The organism is Polynucleobacter sp. HIN5, from assembly GCF_030297555.1.
GTDB lineage: Bacteria > Pseudomonadota > Gammaproteobacteria > Burkholderiales > Burkholderiaceae > Polynucleobacter.
In genome coordinates, this window is sequence record NZ_AP028136.1 from 605258 (window position 1) to 626224 (window position 20967).

The following is a 20967-nucleotide window of genomic DNA, read 5'->3' on the forward strand; positions in this document are numbered from 1 at the left end:
CGTAAGGAAAATGATGATGATTCAGGGATTAATGACCAAAGGGTCTAAATTAGTTATAACCGCATTCTTGACGGGTATTTGTTCTGTCGCTTTTGCTCAAGAAGCTGCACCTCGTATTGCGTTTGTGAATGCCGAGAAGATTTTTGTTGAGTCCAATATGGCAAAAGCAGCTCAATCGCGTTTGCAAAATGAGTTTGCAAAACGTCAAAATGAAATTCGGGATGGCGCTCAGAAAATTAAGGCCGCTGCAGAGAAATTGGATAAAGACGCTGCCGTGATGCCTGAGGCTGAGAGAATTCGCAAGCAGAGGGAGTTGGCCGACTTTGACCGTGAGTTGCAACGCAAGAATCGCGAGTTAAACGATGATGCCAATCAACGTAATGCGGAAGAGCGAGCAAAAATTGCTGAAAAGGCTAATCTTGCCATTCGGCAGGTGGCTGAACAGCGTAAGATCGACGTGATTTTTCAAGAACCCCCAGCCTACCTCAATCCGAGACTTGATGTGACCGATGAGGTTATAAAGGTCTTAAATAATCTCAAGTAATTCAGATGCCAACCGCCCTCGAGCTAGCCGAACAATTTCAAGTTAGCTTGGTGGGGGATGGTTCCCGATTATTGCGAGGGCTTGCTCCGCTTGAGCGAGCCCAATCTGACGAGATCTCCTTTTTATCGAATCCCCTCTATCGCCAACAGGCGCTTGAAAGTGGTGCGGGTGCATTAATTCTCAGTGAAGCAGACTTGCAGTTCTTGCAAGACCATTCTCGGTCTGCTGGGACGGCCTACCTTGTTTCAAAAAATCCCTATGCCAGCTTCGCCAAAATAGCGCAGTGGTTTGCAAAGCAAAGTGCTCCAATCTACCATCCAGGAATTAGTCCCATGGCAGTCGTCGATAAAACTGCCGTGATCCCCGCCTCATGTCATATTGGACCCTTTGTCCAGATTGGCCCTGGAGTTCGTTTGGGAGAGCGCACGGTTCTTTTAGGTCAAATCAGCATTGGTGAGGGCGCTAGCTTAGGGGATGATTGCCTCATTTACCCCAACGTGACGATTTATCACAATTGTGCAGTGGGTGATCGTTGCATTGTTCATAGCGGTGCCGTGATTGGTGCCGACGGTTTTGGCTTTGCCCCTGACTTTTCATCGCAAGGTGGTCAATGGCTCAAAATCCCACAAACGGGTGGGGTGAGGATTGGTCAGGATGTTGAAGTGGGTGCTTGTACGACGATTGATCGGGGTGCGATGGCGAACACCACGATTGGCGATGGTTGCAAGATTGACAACCAAGTACAAATTGCCCACAACGTGGAAATTGGTGTTCATACCGTGATCGCTGGATGCGCCGCCATCGCCGGTAGTACGACCATTGGTAATTACTGCGTGATTGGCGGCAATGCCAATTTTGCAGGCCATCTTCAGATTGCAGACCGAACCACCGTATCGGGTGGCACCCCTGTAATTCGTTCTATAACCGAGCCTGGTACCCACATTACCGGTGTATTCCCATCGATGCCCCATTCCGCCTGGGAGCGAAATGCTGCGATTTTGCGCGGACTGGATAAAATACGGGAGCGGATTCGGAGCCTTGAGAGCAAACCATCCGATTCGGTTAGTAAACCCGATCAGTAACTATTTTATGGATACGCTATGAGTCAAGCAGTGATTGATATTCACAAGATTCTGAAACTACTACCCCATCGATATCCATTTTTGTTGGTCGATCGGGTCATTGAGTTAGATCCTGGAAAAACCATCAAAGCATTGAAAAATGTCACGATGAATGAGCCATTCTTTCAAGGTCACTTCCCTGACTTTCCGGTGATGCCCGGTGTTCTCATTATTGAAGCCCTCGCTCAAACTGCAGCACTCTTAACATTTTCTGAAGAGCATGACCCCGAAGATGTGTATTACTTTGCAGGAATTGATGGCGCACGTTTTAAACGGATCGTATTGCCCGGTGATCAGCTCATCATGCACGCAACATTTGAGCGCGGTAAGGCTGGAATTTATAAGTTTCAGGTCAAGGCGACCGTCCAAGATGAATTAGCAGCTGAAGCATCGATTACCTGTGCGGTTCGAAAGAAGAGTGCGTAATGGCCACAATCCATGCAAGTGCCATCGTTGATTCCAAGGCGCAATTAGCTGATAACGTCGTTATTGGTCCCTATGCGGTGATTGGGCCTCATGTCACCATGGGTTCAGGTTGCACAGTTGGTTCACACAGCGTGATTGAAGGGCACACAACACTCGGACAAGATAATCGGATCGGTCACTTTGCGGCCATCGGTGGCGAACCGCAGGATATGAAATACCGTGGTGAGCCTACCCAATTGATGATTGGTGATCGAAATACGATTCGGGAGTTCACGACTATTCATACAGGCACTGCGCAAGATCAGGGCATCACTCGGATCGGGAATGACAATTGGATTATGGCTTATGTGCATATTGCGCATGATTGCCAAATTGGTAATCACACCATCTTTTCAAGTAATGCCCAAATTGCAGGGCATGTCGAAGTAGGGGATTGGGCGATTCTTGGTGGAATGTCCGGCGTTCATCAGTTTGTGCGCATTGGTGCGCATGCCATGTTGGGCGGGGCTTCGGCGCTCGTGCAAGATATCCCCCCTTTTGTGATGGCAGCTGGTGATAAAGCTGGACCGCATGGAATCAATGTCGAGGGCTTAAAGCGACGTGGTTATTTGCCTGAGGCAATTATGGAACTGCGTAATGCCTACAAGGTTTTATATAAAGATGGGTTAAGTTTTGAAGAGGCAAAAGTCGCTATTGACGCCATGGCAAAGCAACAAGCAGATACCAAGACTCAAGAAGCCTTGCTTCAGTTTCATCAATTCTTAGCCGCCTCCAGTCGCGGCATTATCCGGTAACTGATTTTGCCGAGCCTGGCTTGTGTTGCAGGAGAGCCCTCTGGGGATTTAATCGCAGCCCCTGCGCTTTCAGCCCTAAAGCAAATACCGTCTACCCGTGATCTCAGGATGTTTGGGATTGGCGGGCCAGCCATGCAAGCAGAAGGTTTTATCTCCCGTTGGCCGATGGAGACCTTGAGTGTGAGGGGATACGTCGAAGCACTTGCGCAACTACCTGCCATTTTGCGATTACGTTCTGAGTTATTGCACTATCTTTTAAAGGTCGAGAGGCCCGATGTCTTTCTAGGTATTGATGCGCCTGACTTTAATTTGGGGGTCGAGACCCGCCTAAAGCAGCATGGAATCCCAACGCTCCATTTGGTCTCCCCATCCATTTGGGCTTGGCGAGGTGGCCGGATTCACAAAATTGCTCGTGCGGTCGATCGGGTTCTGTGCCTGTTTCCATTTGAACCGGAGATTTATGAGAAGGCTGGGATTGCTGCAAGTTATGTTGGCCACCCCTTAGCAAGTGAGATCCCAGAAATCGTGGATCAGACTGCAGCGAAGAACAGTTTGGGAATTGATGGCATCGCGATTGCGGTGTTACCCGGCAGTCGTCAGTCGGAGATTGAACTAATCGGCCCACTATTTTTTGAGACCATCGCTATTCTGGCAAACCAATTGAAGGGGCAAAAGTTTCATTTTGTTCTTCCTATTGCCGCACCTCATTTACGACCTGCCATTGAGCGTTTACAGCAACAATTCCTAATGAGTCATCCCGAGGTCCAATTGATCCTATTAGACGGAGATGCCAACCGAGCGTTAGCCGCTGCTGATGTGGTCTTGATCGCCAGCGGGACTGCAACCTTGCAGGCAGCTCTTTGGAAAAAACCCATGGTGATTTCATATAAGGTGCCTTGGCTAACGGCCCAGATTATGAAGCGACAAGGGTATTTGCCATACGTGGGTTTACCTAATATTCTGTGTGGCGAGTTTGTGGTGCCCGAGCTTTTACAAGATGCAGCCAAGCCCGAGGCCTTGGCTCGCGAAGTGATGCATTGGCTGAGTCACCCCGCAGCCGTTCAAAAACTCCAAAAGCGGTTTGAAGAGCTGCATCGCATACTGAAAAGGCCAACCGGGCTTTTAGTAGCCCAAGCGATTGAACAAACCTTGCGTGAGAGAGTCTAGTTCACCATGAGTATTTGGATTTGCGGGGTTGATGAAGTGGGGCGCGGTCCATTGGTTGGTGCAGTCGTCGCTGGAGCAGTCGTTCTGGATCCCGGGCAACCCATTATTGGGCTAAAAGACTCAAAAAAGTTAAGCCCTGCCAAGCGCGAAGTGCTTTATGCTGAAATTACCTCAAAAGCGAAGGCTTGGGGTATTGGTGAGGCATCCCCTCAAGAGATCGATGCGCTCAATATCTTGCAAGCGACCATGTTGGCGATGCAACGTGCGATCCAGTCCCTGGTTGATCAGATGGGTGAGTGGCCAGGTGAAGCCCTGATCGATGGCAATCGTTGCCCATCCCTGCCCATCCCGGCGCGCGCAATTATTCAAGGGGATGCAAAAGAGCCAGCCATCTCAGCTGCATCGATCTTGGCGAAGGTGTATCGCGATCGACAAATGCAAATCCTGCATGAACAATTTCCTCAATATGGCTTTAATCAGCATATGGGTTATCCAACTGAGGCCCATATTGCAGCTCTGAAGCACTACGGCCCATGCTTAGAGCATCGGCGCTCATTTGCGCCGGTTCGGGAGCTCATCAATGCATAACTCTAAGAGTGTTATTTCATCGAAAGAAAATAATTTGCTCAAGCGCATTCGTCAGCTTCAGCAAGCGGGCAGCAAAGGGCAGAAGGCTCGCCAGGAGTCTCAGCTTGCGGTTATGGATGGCATTCATTTATTGCAAGTCTGGCAAGGCGACCCGCGTTTACAAAGTATCTTGATTACTCCAGCCGCGCTTACGAATGCGGAGATTGCAGCGATTATTGATAGCCATTGTGAACAATGCCCAGAAGTTGAGATCCAGTTGGTTGAAGAGGCTTTATGGCCCTCTATCAGCGAGCTTGAGCGGGCTCCGCAAATCATGGGCTTAGTTCGCCTAGAGTTCCCAAAAAATACCTCGAAGAATCTGCGGGGGGACACCATTATTCTGGATGCCATTCAGGATGCTGGCAATGTCGGAACGATTTTGCGTACCGCCCTAGCCTGTCATTTCAATCAAATTGTGTGTACGGCAGGAACCGCCCATATTTGGTCGCCCAAGGTGCTTCGTGCGGCCATGGGGGCGCATCGCTACCTGACCTTTTATGAAGGGCAAAGCATCGATGATGTAACCAGTAATATTGAGGCGCCCTTGTTAGCAACCACCATGACCGCTGAGCACTCACTGTATTCAATCGAAGCGCGTCTACAAAAGTCGGTTGCTTGGGTATTTGGTAATGAGGGGCAAGGAGTCTCCCCAGGGCTTTTAGGACAAGCTACTCTAATTCGGGTTCCCCAAAATCCGAAGCTGGAGTCTTTAAATGTGGCGAGCACCGCCGCGGTTTGTTTGTACGAGACCTTACGTGCGCGAGGGCAATTTAATTCCTAAGTATCCTTAGCCCAGTATCGTTTTGTCGGAACGAATAGCTTGAAGAATGGTAGTTGCAATCTCTTCAATCGATTTGCTAGTGGTGGAGACCCATGGAATGGACTCGCGTCGCATCATGGCAGTGGCTTCATTAATCTCATATCGACAGTTTTCTAATTTGGCATAGTTACTTCCTGGGCGGCGTTCGTTTCGAATCTCTGAGAGACGCTCGGGGTCGATCGTTAAACCAAAAATCTTTTGTTTATGAGACATAAGATCCTTGGGCAACTGGCCGCGCTCAAAATCTTCAGGGATTAAGGGGTAATTGGCTGCTTTTAAGCCATATTGCATCGCTAGGTAAAGGCTGGTTGGTGTTTTGCCAACCCGAGACACGCCCACCAGAATCACATTCGCATCGATCAGATTTTGATTGGACTGGCCATCATCATGGGCTAAGGAGTAGTTAATTGCTTCAATCCGATTTTTATAGGCATCGGTATCGGCATTGTGATGCAGGCGATTGATCGCATGAGTTGAGCGCATTCCTAGAGTTTGCTCAAGAGGGGCCACAAAGGTTTGGAACATATCAAGTACTAGGGCTTTAGCTTGCCCAACAATCTGATTCACCTCTGGATTAACCAGAGTGGTAAAGACAATTGCTTGGCCATACTTGGGATCAGTACCATTGATTTGAGATACCGCATCATGGGCTTTATCCACCGTGTCCACAAATGGAATACGAACCTGTCGAAAGCTAGCCTCAAACTGAGCCAGGATCGATTGACTAAAGTTTTCAGCGGTAATACCTGTTCCATCCGAGACGATGTAAACAATGCGAGGTGGGGTATTGGCCGGAAGAGTCATGGTGTTTAGCGAGACAAAGATTGATTAAAAAATAGGCAAATTAAGGTCCGGTAATACAATAATGCTCATTCAAGTATGCCCGATTTTAGGAGCAACGCTTTAGCCAGTTTTTTAACTTTACGAGAGTCTTTATGTCTATGCAAAATAAGCAAAACGCCTATGTTTTGCCTTTTGAGGAGCTGCGTGTTGGCGATGTTGAATCGGTAGGTGGTAAAAATTCCTCACTGGGTGAAATGATTTCACAATTGGCATCTGCAGGGGTGCGTGTTCCAACCGGTTTTGCCACCACATCGATCGCATTTCGGGATTTCTTAAAACATAATCAACTGGATCAAAAGATTTCAGAACGGCTTGCTAAGCTCAATGTGGATGATGTTCGCGCTTTGGCAGAAGCGGGTGCGCAGATTCGTGCGTGGATCGAAGGAGCCGCTTTTCAACCTCAGTTAGAAGCCGATATACGGGCAGCTTTTCAAAAACTCGATGCATCCGGCAAAGGATCGTTTGCGGTCCGCTCTTCGGCAACGGCTGAGGACCTACCTGACGCTTCATTTGCAGGTCAGCAAGAAACCTTTTTGAACGTATCGGGCATTGATGATGTATTAAAAAAGATTCGTGAAGTGTTTGCATCCCTGTATAACGATCGAGCGATTTCCTATCGCGTCCACAAAGGATTTGCCCATGCCGATGTGGCGCTTTCTGCGGGTGTGCAACGCATGGTGCGCTCAGACCTTGGAGCAGCAGGCGTGATGTTCACGCTCGATACCGAGTCTGGTTTTCCTGGGGTGGTCTTTATTACCTCAAGCTATGGTTTGGGCGAGACCGTGGTGCAGGGCGCAGTCAACCCCGATGAGTTTTATGTCTTTAAAGAAACCCTAGCCAAAGGTAAAAAAGCCATCATTCGAAAGTCATTGGGATCGAAATTAATTCAGATGCAATTTGCTCCTCAAGGTTCTTCAGAGCGAGTGCAAACCGTTGAGATAGCCCCCGAAGAGCGCAATCGTTTCTCAATTAGCGATGAAGATGTCACAGAACTTGCGAAGTATGCGGTCATTATTGAGAAGCACTATGGTCGACCCATGGATATTGAATGGGGCAAAGACGGTGTGGATGGCAAGATCTACATCCTTCAAGCGCGTCCAGAGACCGTAAAGAGCCAAGCGGCCGATCAAGTGGAGCTGCGTTATCGCTTAAAGGGAAATTCAAAAGTCATCACTACTGGCCGAGCCATTGGTCAAAAAATTGGCGGTGGCCCAGTGCGCGTGATTCGAGATGCGAGCGAAATGGATCGGGTTCAGCCTGGCGATGTGTTAGTAGCCGATATGACCGATCCAAATTGGGAGCCCGTGATGAAGCGTGCCTCGGCGATTGTTACTAATCGAGGTGGAAGAACCTGCCATGCGGCCATCATTGCGCGTGAACTTGGTGTTCCTGCGGTTGTTGGTTGCAGTAATGCAACCGATGTCTTACAAGATGGTGCGGTAGTTACCGTTTCATGCGCTGAGGGTGATGAAGGACGTATTTATGATGGCCTGATTGAAACCGAGGTTACTGAGGTGAAGCGCGGTGTTCTGCCAGAGATACCAGTCAAGATCACCATGAACATCGGTAACCCTCAGTTGGCGTTTGATTTCTGCCAACTGCCGAATGCAGGTGTTGGCTTAGCTCGCTTGGAATTCATTATCAATAACTACATTGGCGTGCATCCACGCGCTGTGTTGGAGTATCCCAATATTGATGCTGATCTAAAGCGGGCAGTGGAGAGTGTGGCGCGCGGCTATTCAAGTCCTCGAGCGTTCTATGAGGATAAATTGGTCGAAGGGGTCGCAACGATTGCAGCGGCTTTTTATCCCAAGCCAGTGATTGTGCGCTTGTCGGACTTTAAGTCCAATGAGTATAAGAAGTTGATTGGTGGATCGCGCTACGAGCCAGATGAAGAAAACCCCATGCTCGGTTTTCGGGGAGCATCGCGGTATGTGTCGGAGGATTTTGGGGAAGCCTTTGCCCTCGAATGCGCCGCGATGAAGCGGGTACGCGAGGAAATGGGCTTGGATAATGTGGAGATCATGGTTCCGTTTGTGCGAACCATTGCTCAGGCAAAGCGTGTGATTGACATGATGGCCAAGTTTGGTTTGCAACGTGGAGTGAATGGCCTGAAATTGATCATGATGTGCGAGATTCCATCGAATGCCATTCTGGCCGATCAATTCCTGGAGTTCTTTGATGGTTTCTCAATCGGTTCAAACGACATGACCCAATTAACTTTGGGGCTTGATCGCGACTCTGGCATGGAGCTCTTAGCAATTGATTTCGATGAGCGCGATCCTGCTGTGGAGTTCATGATTGAGCGCTCGATTGATGCCTGCGTCAAACAAGGAAAGTATGTTGGCATTTGTGGACAGGGCCCATCGGACCACCCAGACTTTGCCAAGTGGCTAGTCAAAAAAGGAATTACCTCAATCTCACTCAACCCAGATAGTGTCGTACAAACCTGGGAGTTTTTGGCCAAGAACGGAACGTAGCTTCGTATCCAACAAGACCAATAAGGGGCGGGCAAGACCCGCCTTATTTATTTACTTCTTGGTCGTTTTACTTGGCCGTAAGCTATGCAATTCGATTTGTGGATAGGTAGGGTGCCAAGCCGTTTTGAGGACGATAAATGGTAGTACTTTCATCACACCTTTTTTGATGGAAATATGCACCTAAATGGTGCAAATAAAGATTCAGGAGAGTTGACCGCGAACGATTCTAGCCTTTTCTCGCTCCCAGTCTCGCTCTTTACTGGCCTCGCGCTTGTCGTGTTGTTTCTTACCGCGGGCAAGCCCAATTTCACATTTGACTCGGCCTTTTGAGAAGTGCAAATTGAGGGGGACCAAGGTATAGCCTCGCTGCTCAACCTTGCCGATCAATTTCCGAATCTCGCTCTCATTTAAGAGGAGCTTGCGGGTTCGGGTGGGGTCAGCATGAATATGAGTCGATGTCGAGGAGAGTGGGCTGATGTGAGAACCAATCAAATAAATTTCAGCATTGCGCACCACGACATACGCTTCTTTAATTTGCGCACGCCCAGCACGAATTGCCTTAACCTCCCACCCTTCGAGGACAAGGCCCGCTTCATAGCGTTCTTCAATAAAATAATCAAAGAACGCTTTTTTGTTATCAACGATACTCATGGTTTAGAGTTTTTATAGGTTCCACGGTTTCATTATGGCAGACGTCAATAAGACGGTTTTGATTGGTCAATCCTCTGACCGCATGTACAGCCTAGTAACGGATGTTGCGCGCTATCCAGAGTTTTTACCCTGGTGCGGCGGTGTGGATATTTATGAGCAAACCGAGACGGTGCTCGATGCCAAAATCAAGATCCACTTTAAAGGGATTGAACAATTCTTCCACACACGGAATACCAATCATCGCCCTGATTCAATTGATATGCAATTTGTTGACGGCCCGTTTAAAAAGTTCACTGGCCAGTGGCGTTTCATTCCCTTGCGTGATGATGCATGCAAGATTGAGTTCAATTTGCACTGGGAGTTCAAAAGTGCCATCTTGGATAAGATCATTGGTCCGGTGTTCTCTTATATCGCCAGCACCTTTGTCGATTGCTTTGTAAAACGTGCGGAGCAACTGTATGGCCACTAAAGCCCAGTCCATTGAAATACTCGTATGCGATGCACGCCAGGATCCCCCAGCGCTAGAGATTCATTATCTTCCGTTAAAGGATGTCTCAAAGCCGACGGTGGGTTGGGCGCTTCAAATCTTGGGTATCGCTACAGGTCAAGATGATCCAGCAATTAGTCGTAAGGGCTGTTATGGTGTATTTGGTAAGCGCAAGGATTGGAATAGCCCGCTCTATGCCGGAGACCGTTTGGAGCTTTATGCACCATTACGCATTGACCCTAAATTAGCCAGGCGAAAGAAGGCCAATCGGGATAAAGATAGCCTTCTAAAAGCTAAGGCCCTGCGCCGCCAAGCTGCAAAACCCAGACCGTAAAGGAGTCCTCGACCCAGAACCTTTATAATCGGATTTTGCGACTAGGGGTTTTGCATGCGACTCATACAAAAAGCACTGACCTTTGATGACGTGCTCCTTGTGCCGGCCTATTCGGCCGTCCTTCCTCGTGACACCAGTTTGGTCACCCAATTAACTCGCGATATTACGATCAATATTCCTTTGGTATCAGCTGCGATGGATACGGTCACTGAGGGAAGGCTCGCGATTGCCATGGCTAGTGAAGGTGGTATCGGAATCATCCACAAAAATCTAAAGCCTGCTGAGCAAGCTAAAGAGGTAGCTAAGGTAAAACGCTTTGAGTCAGGGGTTCTGCGCGATCCCATTACCATTCCTCCAGAAATGACCGTGCGTCAGGTCATTGCTTTATCGAGGGAGCATGGCTTTTCTGGGTTCCCGGTGCTTCAAGGAAAAACAGTGGTTGGCATCATCACCAATCGCGATCTTCGTTTCGAAGAGGACTTAGATGCGAGCGTAAAAGCTAAGATGACCCCGCGTGAGCGCCTCATCACCGTGAAGGAGGGCGCAAGTCTTGAAGAGGCTAAGCGCTTGATGAGTAAGCATCGCTTAGAGCGCGTACTAGTAGTCAACGACGCCTTCGAGTTACGCGGCTTGGTTACTGTTAAGGATATTTTGAAGGCCACCGAGCATCCCAATGCTGCCAAAGACGGCGAAGGAAAGTTGCGCGTTGGCGCTGCCGTTGGTGTGGGCCCGGATAATGATGAACGCGTTGATCTGCTGGTTAAGGCAGGCGTTGATGTCATTGTGGTCGACACCGCGCATGGCCATAGTCAAGGTGTTCTCGATCGCGTGAAGTGGGTCAAGAAAAACTACCCTCAGGTGCAAGTGATTGGTGGCAATATTGCGACTGGCGACGCTGCAAAAGCGCTCGCGGACCATGGCGCTGATGGTGTAAAAGTCGGCATTGGTCCAGGTTCGATTTGTACCACCCGCATCGTGGCGGGTGTCGGAGTTCCACAAATTACGGCCGTGGTGAATGTTGCCAATGCGCTCAAGGGAAGCGGTATTCCATTGATTGCGGATGGTGGTGTGCGCTATTCTGGAGATGTTGCAAAAGCCCTTGCAGCTGGTGCTAATAGCGTGATGATGGGTGGTATGTTTGCTGGGACAGAAGAGGCGCCTGGCGAAGTCTTTTTATATCAAGGGCGATCCTATAAGAGTTATCGTGGCATGGGTTCCTTAGGCGCCATGGCCGATGGTGCAGCCGATCGTTACTTCCAAGAGGACATTAGTGCTGCCAATGCCGAGAAATTGGTCCCCGAGGGGATTGAGGGGCAGGTGCCTTACAAAGGAAGCGTCCTCAGTATCTTGCATCAACTGAGTGGCGGTATTCGTTCGTCGATGGGCTATTGTGGTTGCAAAACCATTGCGGAATTACATGAGAAGGCCGGTTTTGTGGAGATTACTTCTGCAGGTGTGCGAGAGTCGCATGTCCATGATGTGAAGATCACGAAGGAAGCCCCTAACTACCACGTTGATTAAGAGTCGCTTAGGCAAAACTGTGCACGATACGATTCTGATTCTTGATTTTGGTTCACAAGTTACTCAATTGATTGCCCGCCGTGTGCGGGAGTCAAAAGTCTATTCTGAGATCTGGCCTTATGACTCGGATCCCGAACGAATCAAAACATTTGTTCAAGAGGGTCGCTGTAAAGGAATCATTCTTTCAGGTGGACCAAGTTCGGTTACAGAGCCCAATAGCCCCAGGGCCCCTGAAATTGTTTTCCAACTCAATGTTCCGGTTCTAGGTATTTGTTACGGTATGCAAACGATGGCGGCCCAACTGGGTGGTCAGGTTGCCTCGGCAGAGTCATTGGGTAAAGCACGTGAGTTTGGGTATGCCGAGGTACGCGCCCGTGGCCACACCGATTTGCTAAATGATATTGAAGACCATCGTACAGACGAGGGACATGGAATTCTCAAAGTGTGGATGAGTCATGGCGACTCGGTGACCGAGTTGCCACCCGGTTTTAAATTAATGGCCTCAACGCCGTCATGCCCAATTGCGGGGATGGCCAACGAAGAGAAGCATTTTTATGGTTTGCAATTTCATCCCGAGGTAACCCACACCCTTAAGGGCAAAGAGATCTTAAATCGTTTTGTGCATGGAATTTGCCAATGCCAAGCTGATTGGGTGATGGGTGATTACATTGCTGAAGCAGTAGCGAAGATCAAGGAGCAGGTCGGTAGCGACGAAGTTATTTTGGGTCTGTCGGGTGGTGTGGACTCCAGCGTGGCTGCAGCCCTGATTCATCGGGCCATTGGCCCTCAGCTAACGTGTGTATTTGTTGATCATGGCTTATTGCGCCTTCACGAAGGTAAGATGGTGATGGATATGTTCGCCCGAAACTTGGGAGTCAAAGTGATTCATGTGGACGCCTCGCATGAGTTCCTGTCCCAGTTAAAAGGTGTGACCGACCCGGAGCAAAAGCGCAAAATCATCGGTAAAGAATTTGTTGAGGTATTTCAGCGCGAGTCCGGCAAGATCAAAAATGCGAAGTGGCTTGCCCAAGGTACGATTTATCCGGATGTGATTGAGTCGGCAGGTCAGGGTAAAAATAGTGCCCATACCATTAAGAGTCACCACAACGTTGGCGGCCTGCCTGAAGATATGCACCTTAAACTTCTAGAGCCATTGCGGGAGTTATTCAAAGATGAAGTGCGAGCCTTGGGTGAAGAACTAGGTTTGCCAAAAGAGATGGTCGATCGCCATCCTTTCCCAGGTCCGGGACTGGGCGTCCGAATTTTAGGAGAGGTCAAACCTGAGTTTGCGGATCTTTTGCGTAGAGCGGACGCTATATTCATCGAAGAGCTTCGTCATACGATTGATCCAAGCACTAAGCAATCCTGGTACGCTTTGACGAGTCAGGCATTTGCGGTGTTTCTGCCCGTGAAATCGGTTGGGGTGATGGGGGATGGGCGCACCTATGAATACGTCGTCGCACTTCGTGCTGTACAAACCCAAGACTTTATGACTGCGCATTGGGCGCATCTACCACACGAACTGCTTGGCAAGGTATCGAATCGCATCATTAATGAGGTGCGCGGTATTAATCGTGTGGTCTTTGACATCAGTGGTAAACCACCCTCCACAATCGAGTGGGAATAGCTATTTGTCTTAAGGAGTTTCTATGAACCCCCTACGTCGCCTGGTCATTGGTTCAGCTGCTTTAGCCCCTTTGGGTTGCGCTACCGCCACCTTTGATCGCGGCATCCCAGTCGCCGCTCCCAAAAAAATCCCCAGTGTGCGTTCACCCCAAATAGGTCAGGAATGGACCTATCTGAAGTTTGATACATTCTCCAGCAAGTTGCTCGATGTGGTGACCGAGCGTGTTGAGATTGTCGGGCCAGGAGCCACGATCTCTCGCAGCAACCAAGATGGCGCAACTCTTCCAAGTGAGATTCAATCGTCGTGGGGGATAATTGCAACCGATCCGCATTGGGGTCGCATTCTGAATTATGGTCCTGCGATTCCTCTTTGGCCTGAACAAATGCAGGCCAATTGGAGTAAACAATTTACAACGCGCTATTCGATTGCGGGATATTCCGATAACTCCTTTGGTTGGCAGCAGTATATGTATTGCGCGGGTTGGGAAAAGCTTAGGGTTCCAGCGGGCGAGTTCACCTGTTTGCGCTATCAGAACCTGATTAATTTTCAGAGTGATGATGCTAATAAGGTAGATTGCATTCGTCATGAGATTATTTGGTTCGCTCCAGAAATTGGTCGTTGGGTCGCACGTGAATCCTCTGGCTCCTATCAGATCCAGGGCCAAATTGGTGCGGTGTTACTTGAGAACAGCACAGCTTGGCAACTGCGCTCCTGGAAGTAGTCCAGATGTTACTTAAATACCTTTCGTGGCGAAGCGCAGTCACGGTTACGGCTAGTTTGTTATTGACCGCATGCTTGGGTTCCGTGTCGCATATTCCAAAGACCGAGATTGCGCCCCCTCAACGTACCCCAGTCGTTCGAGCCCCTGCAGTGGGGCAGCAGTGGGTCTATGAAGTTCGTAATGTTTTTAATGGCGAGTTGGTTGATATTCTGACCGAGACCGTGGTGTCAGTGGGCCCCAAAGTACAAATTGCTAGAGAGGGTAAAAAACTAGGGAAGTTACCTGATGAGATTCAGGAGCCCTGGGGAATGAATTTGCAAGATCCCCACTGGACCCCACCGCAACGATTTACTAAGGTTGTGCCACTCTGGCCACAAGAAATGAAGCCTGGCTGGTCTGGTTTTTACCGGACCCGCTATCAGGTGGTTGGATTCCCAGATAATGATTTTTATTGGGGCTTAACCATTCAAGCAAATGCCTGGAATCGGATTAAAACGCAGGCCGGTGAGTTTGATGCTCTCTATTATGTGAACACCGCAGATTATTTTGAGAGCGACGACTTCATGCGCTACGTCAATAATCGCCGGGATCAAGTTTGGTTTGTCCCACAAATTGGGCGCTGGGTGGTACGTGAGAGTTTTGGTGAGTACCTCTGGTTGGGTATGACTGGCTGGTCGCAATCCATCAAAGAAGACTATCTGCGCTGGGAACTGATTGCGTGGAAGTAAGCGCCGCCTATGTACTCCGTTAAAGAAATTTTTGCAACTTTGCAAGGTGAGGGTGCCCAGGCCGGGCGTGCCGCTGTATTTTGCCGATTTGCAGGTTGTAATCTGTGGTCTGGGCGCGAGGAAGATCGATCATCCGCTATTTGCCAGTTTTGTGACACGGACTTCGTTGGAACCGATGGCATTGGGGGTGGTAAGTTCGCAAGCCCCGAAGAGCTTGCGCAGGCCATTGAAAACGCCTGGATTGATTCGATGCGAACCCATCGTTATCGCTATGTGGTCATGACCGGCGGAGAGCCGTTATTGCAGCTCGATGAACCCTTAATCAACGCCTTGCATGCCAAGCAATTTGAAATTGCGATTGAAACGAATGGTACGATTACTGTTCCCAAGGGGATTGACTGGGTTTGCTTAAGCCCTAAGGCGGGGGCTGAATTGATTGTGAAGCAGGCTCATGAAATTAAGTTAGTCGTTCCGCAAGTAGGGCACCAGCCGATTGAATCGGTTTTGCAACGCTTTGAAGCAATGGACTTTCGTCACCGTTACATCCAAGCGATGGATGGCCCCAATCTAAGCGACAATATAGCCTTTGCGGTTCAACTGTGCCAAAAGCACCCACTATGGCGCTTAAGTGTGCAAACCCACAAAATGATTGGAATTCGGTAATGCAGCAACTCACGATTACACGCCGTCTTGAATTTGATGCGGGTCATCGCATTCCCAATCATGGTGGGCAATGCCGCCATTTGCACGGCCATCGCTATGCAATTGAGTTAACCGTTCAAGGCCCTGTCCATGAAAGTCGCGGCCAGGCAGATGACGGCATGGTGATTGACTTTGGTGATATCAAACGAATTGCATTGACCCATTTGGTGGAGCCTTGGGATCATGCATTTTTGGTTGCCAAGCAGGACACCTTACTACTGAACTTCCTCAAAAGCCTGCCCAACCATAAAACCGTCGTATTGGATGATGTGCCAACCGTTGAGAACTTAGTCAAGTTTGCTTTTGATCGTTTAGCACCAATTTTTGCAGCCGAGACCCAAGGAAAACTTTCGCTCTTTAGTGTGCGGCTCTACGAGACCCCCAATTGCTGGGCTGATTATCCTGTTCGAGTGGCTTAAGGACGAATGGTAGCGCCACAAGACGAATCGTTTATGCGTCTTGCCATTTTGCAGGCTCAAAAGGCGGCAGCATGTAACGAGGTTCCGGTGGGTGCGGTCCTCGTATTTGACGATCAGGTGATCGGTCAAGGCTACAACCAGCCAATTAGTTTGCACGATCCCAGCGCTCATGCTGAGATGATGGCAATTCGGGAGGCAACTAAATCGCTTGAGAACTACCGTATTCCGCAATCAACCCTTTATGTAACATTGGAACCCTGCGCGATGTGCTGTGGAGCCATTCTTCATGCTAGAGTCAAACGTGTGGTGTTTGGTGCGGCCGATCCCAAAACAGGAATGGCCGGTAGCGTCGCCAACCTCTTTGACCTGAAAGCGATTAATCATCAAACAAACATTGAGGGCGGTGTTCTGGCGGATGAGTGTGGCAACCTATTGAGAGAGTTTTTTAAACAACGACGTTCATGAAGATTCATTTAATTGCTCCATCTGGCGCAAGTCCTGATATGCGTAGTCCAGAAGCTGGCTTGCGCTGGCTTAAAGAGCAGGGTGTTATGGTGCATAACGCAGCCTGCACTGAGCGAGTATTTGAGCGTTTTGCGGGGACGGACCAAGAGCGTTTAGCGGAGATGAATGCGATTCCTACAATTGATCCCAACGAGGTCGTCATGGCGGTTCGGGGTGGTTATGGACTTCATCGCTTGCTTGATGCAATTGCCTGGAAAGAGATAGCAATTTCAGTAAAACAGGGTTTGCAAATTTGTGGGCATAGTGATTTCACGGGATTTCATATGGGACTGCTTGCTAAAACTGGCGCGATGAGTTTGGCTGGGCCGATGCTGAATTATGATTTTGGACCACTGAACGAGTATGGTGAGCCTCAGACCCCAAGCGCTTTCACCTGGCGTCACTTTCAAACAGCGATTCAGTCGCGCCGCATGAGTGTTGCGGTACCCGATCTTCAGCACTTTGCTGGCGAAGTCGATCTCTCCCAAAATATTCAGGGGATGTTGTGGGGCGGTAATCTTAGTATTCTCACTACTCTGTTAGGAACCGCCTATTTTCCGAATGCGAAGCAGATTCAGGGTGGCATCCTATTCCTTGAAGACGTGAATGAACATCCCTATCGCATTGAACGAATGCTCTTGCAACTGCATGAGGCTGGTGTACTTGCTAGTCAACAAGCCATTATTTTGGGACACTTTAATCAATACCGTTTATACGAAGTCGATCGTGGTTATCAATTGGATAGTGCGATTCGATACATTCGGGAGCGTTTGACCAAGAAGATCCCGATTCTTACAGGCCTGCCATTTGGTCATGTGACCGATAAATTAACGCTACCCGTTGGCGCTCAAGTGAGTCTACAAGCGAGTTTAAAAGGATTTGTATTGGAAGGAAAATGGTAAAACGTGTATTACAAGCAATTATCTCCAGCCTGATTTTTTTGGTATCCACACCACTCATGGCACTCGAAGAACCGAAATACACTGTGATTGAAAGCGCTGCTCCATTTGAGTTACGCCAATATGCGCCCATGATCATCGCTGAGGTCACTGTGGATGGGGATATGAGTGATGCGGGAAGCAAGGGGTTTCGCTTAATCGCTGGATATATTTTTGGTAAAAATCAAACCAAGGCCAATCGATTGGACGACGCCAAATCAAATGAAAAGATTGCAATGACTGTTCCAGTCACGATGGAGCCGGCCAGTGAGAAGATTGCCATGACCGCACCAGTCACCATGGAAAACCAAGCGGGCCCTAATCAATGGCGTATGTTCTTTGTCATGCCTAGTCAGTACACCTTAGCCACCCTACCAACACCACTAAGCCCTGAGGTTAAGCTCAAGGAGATTCCGGCGCAGCGGAAGGCAGTTATTAGTTTTACTGGGTTTAACTCAGAAGAAAAGACACAAGAGAAAACTGAGGAACTCAGGGCTTGGATGAAATCGAAGAATCTAACCCCATTAGGTGAGCCACAATTGGCGCGTTACAACCCGCCTTGGAGCATTCCCTTTCTGCGACGCAATGAAGTTATGCTGGACTACTAGTTTCTAAGTCAAAAGTCGCACCCGCATCTTCACCCAAAACCCTTTGTAAGATCGGTAAGGTTCTTTCTAGAAAGGGCGCCAAGGTCCAAACTGGATTAATCACCCATACCCCGCTCGCTTGGAGTCGTCTCTCGCCAACCAAATGAGCGATACGCAGCTCGGCTCTTAACCATGGACGTTCGAACTCCTTAGATAAAGCGCGTAAGCGTTTGACGAGTTGGTTGGATTCGGAGCGTTGTAAGACGGGATACCAAATGAGATACGTACCAGTTGCAAATCGGTCTAAGGCCTCACGCACACTCGCTTCAACCGCTCGGTAATCCGACTTGAGCTCATACGATGGATCCATTAGGATCAAGCCCCGCCGGCTTGGTGGTGGTAACAGGGACTTTAAGAATACAAAGCCATCCTGTTGACGTATATCAATCTGGGAGCGCTTGCCTAAGCTTGCAATATTGGTTTCCAAAATACCAGTATCACTTGGGTGCAGCTCAAACAGTCTGAGACGATCTTGAGGGCGCAGGAGATGCGACATGATAAATGGAGAGCCGGGATATGCATCCAGCGCCCCCTTGGGATTGAAATGGCTAATCGCCTCTCGATACGACTTAAAGTCGGGTTCATCAAACTCAGGGCTTGCCCATAGACGATCAATTCCGCCTTGGCATTCTTGGCTAATTGCCGCATAACCATCGCGTAATGAGTAGATACCAGCACCAGCATGGGTATCAACAAACATCACTGCCGCATCTTTTTCTTGCAGATATTGCATGCTATGAATCAGTACCACGTGTTTTAAAACATCGGCATGATTACCCGCATGAAATGCGTGGCGGTAACTAAACATTGGATTGCGGTTTATTCTGGCGCATTACAAACACCAGCAGTGTGATGAGGACAAGCGCGCTACCGAGGTGTTGTAAAAGTTGGTTGTGCGGAAAATCCAAAACCGTAGTTTGCAAAATATAGAGCTCCAAGATCCCCGCTACTGCAATGATCCGAGGAATGAGGCTAGTTGGGGTAAGGTATTGATACTTCACATGATTCATGAGGCGACTAGCAATCAGCCCACACCAGATACCGAGTGCGGATCCCACCAAAATATCCCCCGGCCAGTGGGCACCAACGGCACTGCGTGAGATACCGGTGAGAGTGGCAATCACAAATAACACCAGCAATAAATTACGACGCGTTGGATTGGTGACAAAAAATAGAGCACTCGCTACCGAGAACACCGTGAGGGTATGACCGGAGGGTAGAGCATGTTGAAGCAGAGGGTTGCCCAAAATCGTAAAACTATTCTCGGCTAGCACACCAGCGGGCCTGGGTAAATTAATCAAGGGTTTTAAGATGAGGCTAATGACGGCGGCAAAGCCGCCTGCGAGTAGAGCGGCACAGAGCTGCCGAGGAGCAATGATGAGCAGGGGAAAGCACAAGGCAAATACTCCCCAACCATTGCCTAAGAATGTAAACCATGCCCACACCCAGTTTGGTAGAACTTGAGCAGCTTGATTCATCCACAAAAAGAGTTCAACTTCGCGCCCACTTAATACTAAGGCGAGCCAGAGGATGAGTGGCAGAAGTGGAACCGCCCAAGCACGACCCAGCGACATGGGCATCCTTATGACGCGTGGGCGCGATCAGCCGCAGTAATTTGCACGGCCAACTGCTCCATCACCTGGGACACCGAAATGGATTTCATGCAAACATTATCCTGACAGGGTGTCTTGCGATGGTTAGCAGCACTGACGCACGGTGAGCAGGCGAGATTAGCGGTAATCGGAATTGATTTACCAAGTGAGCCATATAGAGCCGGAGTCTCTGGTCCAAATAACACCACCGTATGTAACGCAGTAACGGATGAGAAATGCCCAGGACCCGAATCATTGGTCACCATCGCATGCGCAAGCGTATAGAGGGCAGGGAGTTCAGAGAAACGAACATGGCCAGCAAAATTCAGAGCGCGCTTGACGTTGGCTGCCAAGCGTACACCCTCAACATAGGTATGCTCTGCAGGTGATCCGGTAATTAGGATTAAGTCTTCGGGATAGCGCTGATGAACTGCCATAATGAGTTCGGAGAAGCGTTCAGGAGCCCAACGCCGTTGAGGTAATAAATCACTCGCATTTGGATTAATCAAAATGATGCGCTGCTGGCCCACTTTGAATGGAATGAGGGCTTGCTGAGCTAAATTCTCAATCCGGATCTGTAAGTTTTGTTTGACACTAGGATCGATGACCGCCTTAGCGAGACGAATTTCATCATCGGTAATCGCAATTTTGCTAAATGGCAACTCCTCCTGCTCAGCAAAGGCAGCGTATACCAAGGAAATAAAATTCTTGGCAATATGGATATGGGGGTTGTAGTGCACTTTGCGTGTCAGCATGGTGCCACGCCATAAACCTTCACCATGAAAAATATCGTACCCCACCCGCCGTCTTGCACCGCATAAACCAGTCAATAGGGCAGTAAAGCGTGAGAAAAGCTCGAGATCAATCACGGTGTCAATGCGATGAACGCGGGCTTTGATTAAAAATCCCAGAGTATCAAGTGCTAATTTCCAAAGACTCGATGAATCAATCGTAAAAATATGCTTGGGATTTACAGTATTGAGCAAACTCAAGCTTGCTGCATTGCTCTTGAAGATTAAGAAGTAAATCTCTGCACCATTTGCTTGTGCTTTACGCATGGCAGGGTCCACCAAAATTGCACTACCCATCTCAGAGAGTTCAATAAATAGGAGTCGCTTGGGCGGGCCTGATTTTCTGAATGGTTTTGCAATCAAATCGAATAAAGCCACAATTGGACTGGCAAGAGCGCAAAGCGGGACACCCACCCAGTGATCAATGGTTCGCATTGCGTTAACGCTGATTGCCATTCTATTTTCCTAACAGTCGAAGACTGT

General features: G+C 49.0%; 24 protein-coding genes. 19 read left to right on the plus strand and 5 right to left on the minus strand.

Annotated elements, in window-relative coordinates; translation table 11 throughout:
- Positions 1-10: 10 nt before the first annotated feature.
- The 7 genes from QUE61_RS03155 to QUE61_RS03185 are packed head-to-tail and all read left to right on the plus strand — an operon-like array spanning position 11 to position 5460.
- Complete coding sequence (locus tag QUE61_RS03155; protein WP_353506494.1) at positions 11-544, plus strand: OmpH/Skp family outer membrane protein; 534 nt, start codon at positions 11-13, stop codon at positions 542-544.
- A gap of 5 nt (positions 545-549) precedes the next feature.
- Positions 550-1626, plus strand: a complete 1077-nt coding sequence (gene lpxD / locus QUE61_RS03160) for a UDP-3-O-(3-hydroxymyristoyl)glucosamine N-acyltransferase (protein ID WP_286307579.1) — start codon at positions 550-552, stop codon at positions 1624-1626.
- Between the two features lie 18 nt (positions 1627-1644).
- Positions 1645-2091 carry a 3-hydroxyacyl-ACP dehydratase FabZ gene (gene fabZ, locus QUE61_RS03165; RefSeq protein ID WP_286307582.1) on the plus strand — a complete coding sequence of 149 codons (447 nt, stop codon included), beginning with the start codon at positions 1645-1647 and terminating at the stop codon, positions 2089-2091.
- A complete protein-coding gene (gene lpxA / locus QUE61_RS03170; RefSeq protein WP_286307584.1) occupies positions 2091-2885 on the plus strand; it encodes an acyl-ACP--UDP-N-acetylglucosamine O-acyltransferase in 795 nt (264 codons plus the stop codon). The genes fabZ and lpxA overlap by 1 nt, the downstream gene beginning before the upstream one ends.
- Positions 2886-4052 (plus strand): lipid-A-disaccharide synthase, encoded by a 1167-nt coding sequence (lpxB, locus tag QUE61_RS03175; protein WP_458574726.1) that lies wholly within the window; start codon positions 2886-2888, stop codon positions 4050-4052.
- Between the two features lie 6 nt (positions 4053-4058).
- Complete coding sequence (rnhB, locus tag QUE61_RS03180; protein ID WP_286307588.1) at positions 4059-4640, plus strand: ribonuclease HII; 582 nt, start codon at positions 4059-4061, stop codon at positions 4638-4640.
- Entirely contained in the window at positions 4633-5460 is an 828-nt protein-coding gene (locus QUE61_RS03185) for a TrmH family RNA methyltransferase (RefSeq protein ID WP_286307590.1), read from the plus strand. Before rnhB ends, QUE61_RS03185 begins: the two co-directional genes overlap by 8 nt.
- 6 nt (positions 5461-5466) lie before the next feature.
- On the opposite strand, the gene ppsR is transcribed toward QUE61_RS03185, so the two are convergent.
- Complete coding sequence (ppsR, locus tag QUE61_RS03190; RefSeq protein ID WP_286307591.1) at positions 5467-6303, minus strand: posphoenolpyruvate synthetase regulatory kinase/phosphorylase PpsR; 837 nt, start codon at positions 6301-6303, stop codon at positions 5467-5469.
- A gap of 131 nt (positions 6304-6434) precedes the next feature.
- Here ppsR and ppsA point away from each other — a divergent pair, with 131 nt between their 5' ends.
- Positions 6435-8822, plus strand: coding sequence for a phosphoenolpyruvate synthase (ppsA, locus tag QUE61_RS03195; protein WP_286307593.1), 2388 nt, complete (start codon positions 6435-6437; stop codon positions 8820-8822).
- Positions 8823-9023: 201 nt separating this feature from the next.
- On the opposite strand, the gene smpB is transcribed toward ppsA, so the two are convergent.
- On the minus strand, positions 9024-9473 hold the full coding sequence (gene smpB / locus QUE61_RS03200) for an SsrA-binding protein SmpB (RefSeq protein ID WP_286224350.1): 450 nt from the start codon (positions 9471-9473) through the stop codon (positions 9024-9026).
- A gap of 34 nt (positions 9474-9507) precedes the next feature.
- Here smpB and QUE61_RS03205 point away from each other — a divergent pair, with 34 nt between their 5' ends.
- Genes QUE61_RS03205 through QUE61_RS03255 form a run of 11 tightly spaced genes read left to right on the plus strand, consistent with a single transcriptional unit; the run spans position 9508 to position 18062 of the window.
- A complete protein-coding gene (locus QUE61_RS03205; RefSeq protein WP_286307595.1) occupies positions 9508-9942 on the plus strand; it encodes a type II toxin-antitoxin system RatA family toxin in 435 nt (144 codons plus the stop codon).
- The gene (locus tag QUE61_RS03210) at positions 9932-10294 is read left to right on the plus strand and encodes an RnfH family protein (RefSeq protein ID WP_286307598.1); all 363 of its coding nucleotides are present in this window, start codon (positions 9932-9934) and stop codon (positions 10292-10294) included. Before QUE61_RS03205 ends, QUE61_RS03210 begins: the two co-directional genes overlap by 11 nt.
- 54 nt (positions 10295-10348) lie before the next feature.
- Entirely contained in the window at positions 10349-11815 is a 1467-nt protein-coding gene (gene guaB, locus QUE61_RS03215) for an IMP dehydrogenase (RefSeq protein ID WP_286307600.1), read from the plus strand.
- A gap of 19 nt (positions 11816-11834) precedes the next feature.
- Positions 11835-13442, plus strand: a complete 1608-nt coding sequence (guaA, locus tag QUE61_RS03220) for a glutamine-hydrolyzing GMP synthase (protein ID WP_286307603.1) — start codon at positions 11835-11837, stop codon at positions 13440-13442.
- Positions 13443-13464: 22 nt separating this feature from the next.
- Entirely contained in the window at positions 13465-14163 is a 699-nt protein-coding gene (locus tag QUE61_RS03225) for a hypothetical protein (RefSeq protein WP_286307605.1), read from the plus strand.
- Positions 14164-14168: 5 nt separating this feature from the next.
- Positions 14169-14891: a hypothetical protein gene (locus QUE61_RS03230; RefSeq protein ID WP_286307607.1), complete on the plus strand. Its 723-nt coding sequence runs from the start codon at positions 14169-14171 to the stop codon at positions 14889-14891.
- 9 nt (positions 14892-14900) lie between these two features.
- Positions 14901-15554: a 7-carboxy-7-deazaguanine synthase gene (queE, locus tag QUE61_RS03235; protein WP_286307609.1), complete on the plus strand. Its 654-nt coding sequence runs from the start codon at positions 14901-14903 to the stop codon at positions 15552-15554.
- Positions 15554-16012, plus strand: coding sequence for a 6-pyruvoyl trahydropterin synthase family protein (locus QUE61_RS03240; RefSeq protein ID WP_286307611.1), 459 nt, complete (start codon positions 15554-15556; stop codon positions 16010-16012). Before queE ends, QUE61_RS03240 begins: the two co-directional genes overlap by 1 nt.
- Before the next feature lie 6 nt (positions 16013-16018).
- A complete protein-coding gene (gene tadA / locus QUE61_RS03245; RefSeq protein WP_286307613.1) occupies positions 16019-16477 on the plus strand; it encodes a tRNA adenosine(34) deaminase TadA in 459 nt (152 codons plus the stop codon).
- Complete coding sequence (locus QUE61_RS03250; protein ID WP_286307615.1) at positions 16474-17418, plus strand: LD-carboxypeptidase; 945 nt, start codon at positions 16474-16476, stop codon at positions 17416-17418. The genes tadA and QUE61_RS03250 overlap by 4 nt, the downstream gene beginning before the upstream one ends.
- The gene (locus QUE61_RS03255; RefSeq protein ID WP_286307616.1) at positions 17412-18062 is read left to right on the plus strand and encodes an SOUL family heme-binding protein; all 651 of its coding nucleotides are present in this window, start codon (positions 17412-17414) and stop codon (positions 18060-18062) included. The genes QUE61_RS03250 and QUE61_RS03255 overlap by 7 nt, the downstream gene beginning before the upstream one ends.
- On the opposite strand, the gene QUE61_RS03260 is transcribed toward QUE61_RS03255, so the two are convergent.
- The 3 genes from QUE61_RS03260 to QUE61_RS03270 are packed head-to-tail and all read right to left on the minus strand — an operon-like array spanning position 18046 to position 20940.
- Positions 18046-18909 carry a 23S rRNA (adenine(2030)-N(6))-methyltransferase RlmJ gene (locus QUE61_RS03260; protein ID WP_286307617.1) on the minus strand — a complete coding sequence of 288 codons (864 nt, stop codon included), beginning with the start codon at positions 18907-18909 and terminating at the stop codon, positions 18046-18048. The two genes, QUE61_RS03255 and QUE61_RS03260, sit on opposite strands and share 17 nt — an antisense overlap.
- On the minus strand, positions 18902-19675 hold the full coding sequence (locus QUE61_RS03265) for a phosphatase PAP2 family protein (RefSeq protein WP_286307620.1): 774 nt from the start codon (positions 19673-19675) through the stop codon (positions 18902-18904). Before QUE61_RS03265 ends, QUE61_RS03260 begins: the two co-directional genes overlap by 8 nt.
- 8 nt (positions 19676-19683) lie before the next feature.
- The gene (locus QUE61_RS03270; protein ID WP_286307622.1) at positions 19684-20940 is read right to left on the minus strand and encodes a glycosyltransferase family 9 protein; all 1257 of its coding nucleotides are present in this window, start codon (positions 20938-20940) and stop codon (positions 19684-19686) included.
- Between the last annotated feature and the right edge of the window lie 27 nt (positions 20941-20967).

Coding starts and splice junctions, on each gene's coding strand:
- QUE61_RS03155 (WP_353506494.1), top strand. CDS start 11: ATGATGATGATTCAGGGATTAATGACCAAAGGGTCTAAATTAGTTATA.
- lpxD (WP_286307579.1), top strand. CDS start 550: ATGCCAACCGCCCTCGAGCTAGCCGAACAATTTCAAGTTAGCTTGGTG.
- fabZ (WP_286307582.1), top strand. CDS start 1,645: ATGAGTCAAGCAGTGATTGATATTCACAAGATTCTGAAACTACTACCC.
- lpxA (WP_286307584.1), top strand. CDS start 2,091: ATGGCCACAATCCATGCAAGTGCCATCGTTGATTCCAAGGCGCAATTA.
- rnhB (WP_286307588.1), top strand. CDS start 4,059: ATGAGTATTTGGATTTGCGGGGTTGATGAAGTGGGGCGCGGTCCATTG.
- QUE61_RS03185 (WP_286307590.1), top strand. CDS start 4,633: ATGCATAACTCTAAGAGTGTTATTTCATCGAAAGAAAATAATTTGCTC.
- ppsR (WP_286307591.1), bottom strand. CDS start 6,303: ATGACTCTTCCGGCCAATACCCCACCTCGCATTGTTTACATCGTCTCG.
- ppsA (WP_286307593.1), top strand. CDS start 6,435: ATGTCTATGCAAAATAAGCAAAACGCCTATGTTTTGCCTTTTGAGGAG.
- smpB (WP_286224350.1), bottom strand. CDS start 9,473: ATGAGTATCGTTGATAACAAAAAAGCGTTCTTTGATTATTTTATTGAA.
- QUE61_RS03205 (WP_286307595.1), top strand. CDS start 9,508: ATGGCAGACGTCAATAAGACGGTTTTGATTGGTCAATCCTCTGACCGC.
- QUE61_RS03210 (WP_286307598.1), top strand. CDS start 9,932: ATGGCCACTAAAGCCCAGTCCATTGAAATACTCGTATGCGATGCACGC.
- guaB (WP_286307600.1), top strand. CDS start 10,349: ATGCGACTCATACAAAAAGCACTGACCTTTGATGACGTGCTCCTTGTG.
- QUE61_RS03225 (WP_286307605.1), top strand. CDS start 13,465: ATGAACCCCCTACGTCGCCTGGTCATTGGTTCAGCTGCTTTAGCCCCT.
- QUE61_RS03230 (WP_286307607.1), top strand. CDS start 14,169: ATGTTACTTAAATACCTTTCGTGGCGAAGCGCAGTCACGGTTACGGCT.
- queE (WP_286307609.1), top strand. CDS start 14,901: ATGTACTCCGTTAAAGAAATTTTTGCAACTTTGCAAGGTGAGGGTGCC.
- QUE61_RS03240 (WP_286307611.1), top strand. CDS start 15,554: ATGCAGCAACTCACGATTACACGCCGTCTTGAATTTGATGCGGGTCAT.
- tadA (WP_286307613.1), top strand. CDS start 16,019: ATGGTAGCGCCACAAGACGAATCGTTTATGCGTCTTGCCATTTTGCAG.
- QUE61_RS03250 (WP_286307615.1), top strand. CDS start 16,474: ATGAAGATTCATTTAATTGCTCCATCTGGCGCAAGTCCTGATATGCGT.
- QUE61_RS03255 (WP_286307616.1), top strand. CDS start 17,412: ATGGTAAAACGTGTATTACAAGCAATTATCTCCAGCCTGATTTTTTTG.
- QUE61_RS03260 (WP_286307617.1), bottom strand. CDS start 18,909: ATGTTTAGTTACCGCCACGCATTTCATGCGGGTAATCATGCCGATGTT.
- QUE61_RS03265 (WP_286307620.1), bottom strand. CDS start 19,675: ATGTCGCTGGGTCGTGCTTGGGCGGTTCCACTTCTGCCACTCATCCTC.
- QUE61_RS03270 (WP_286307622.1), bottom strand. CDS start 20,940: ATGGCAATCAGCGTTAACGCAATGCGAACCATTGATCACTGGGTGGGT.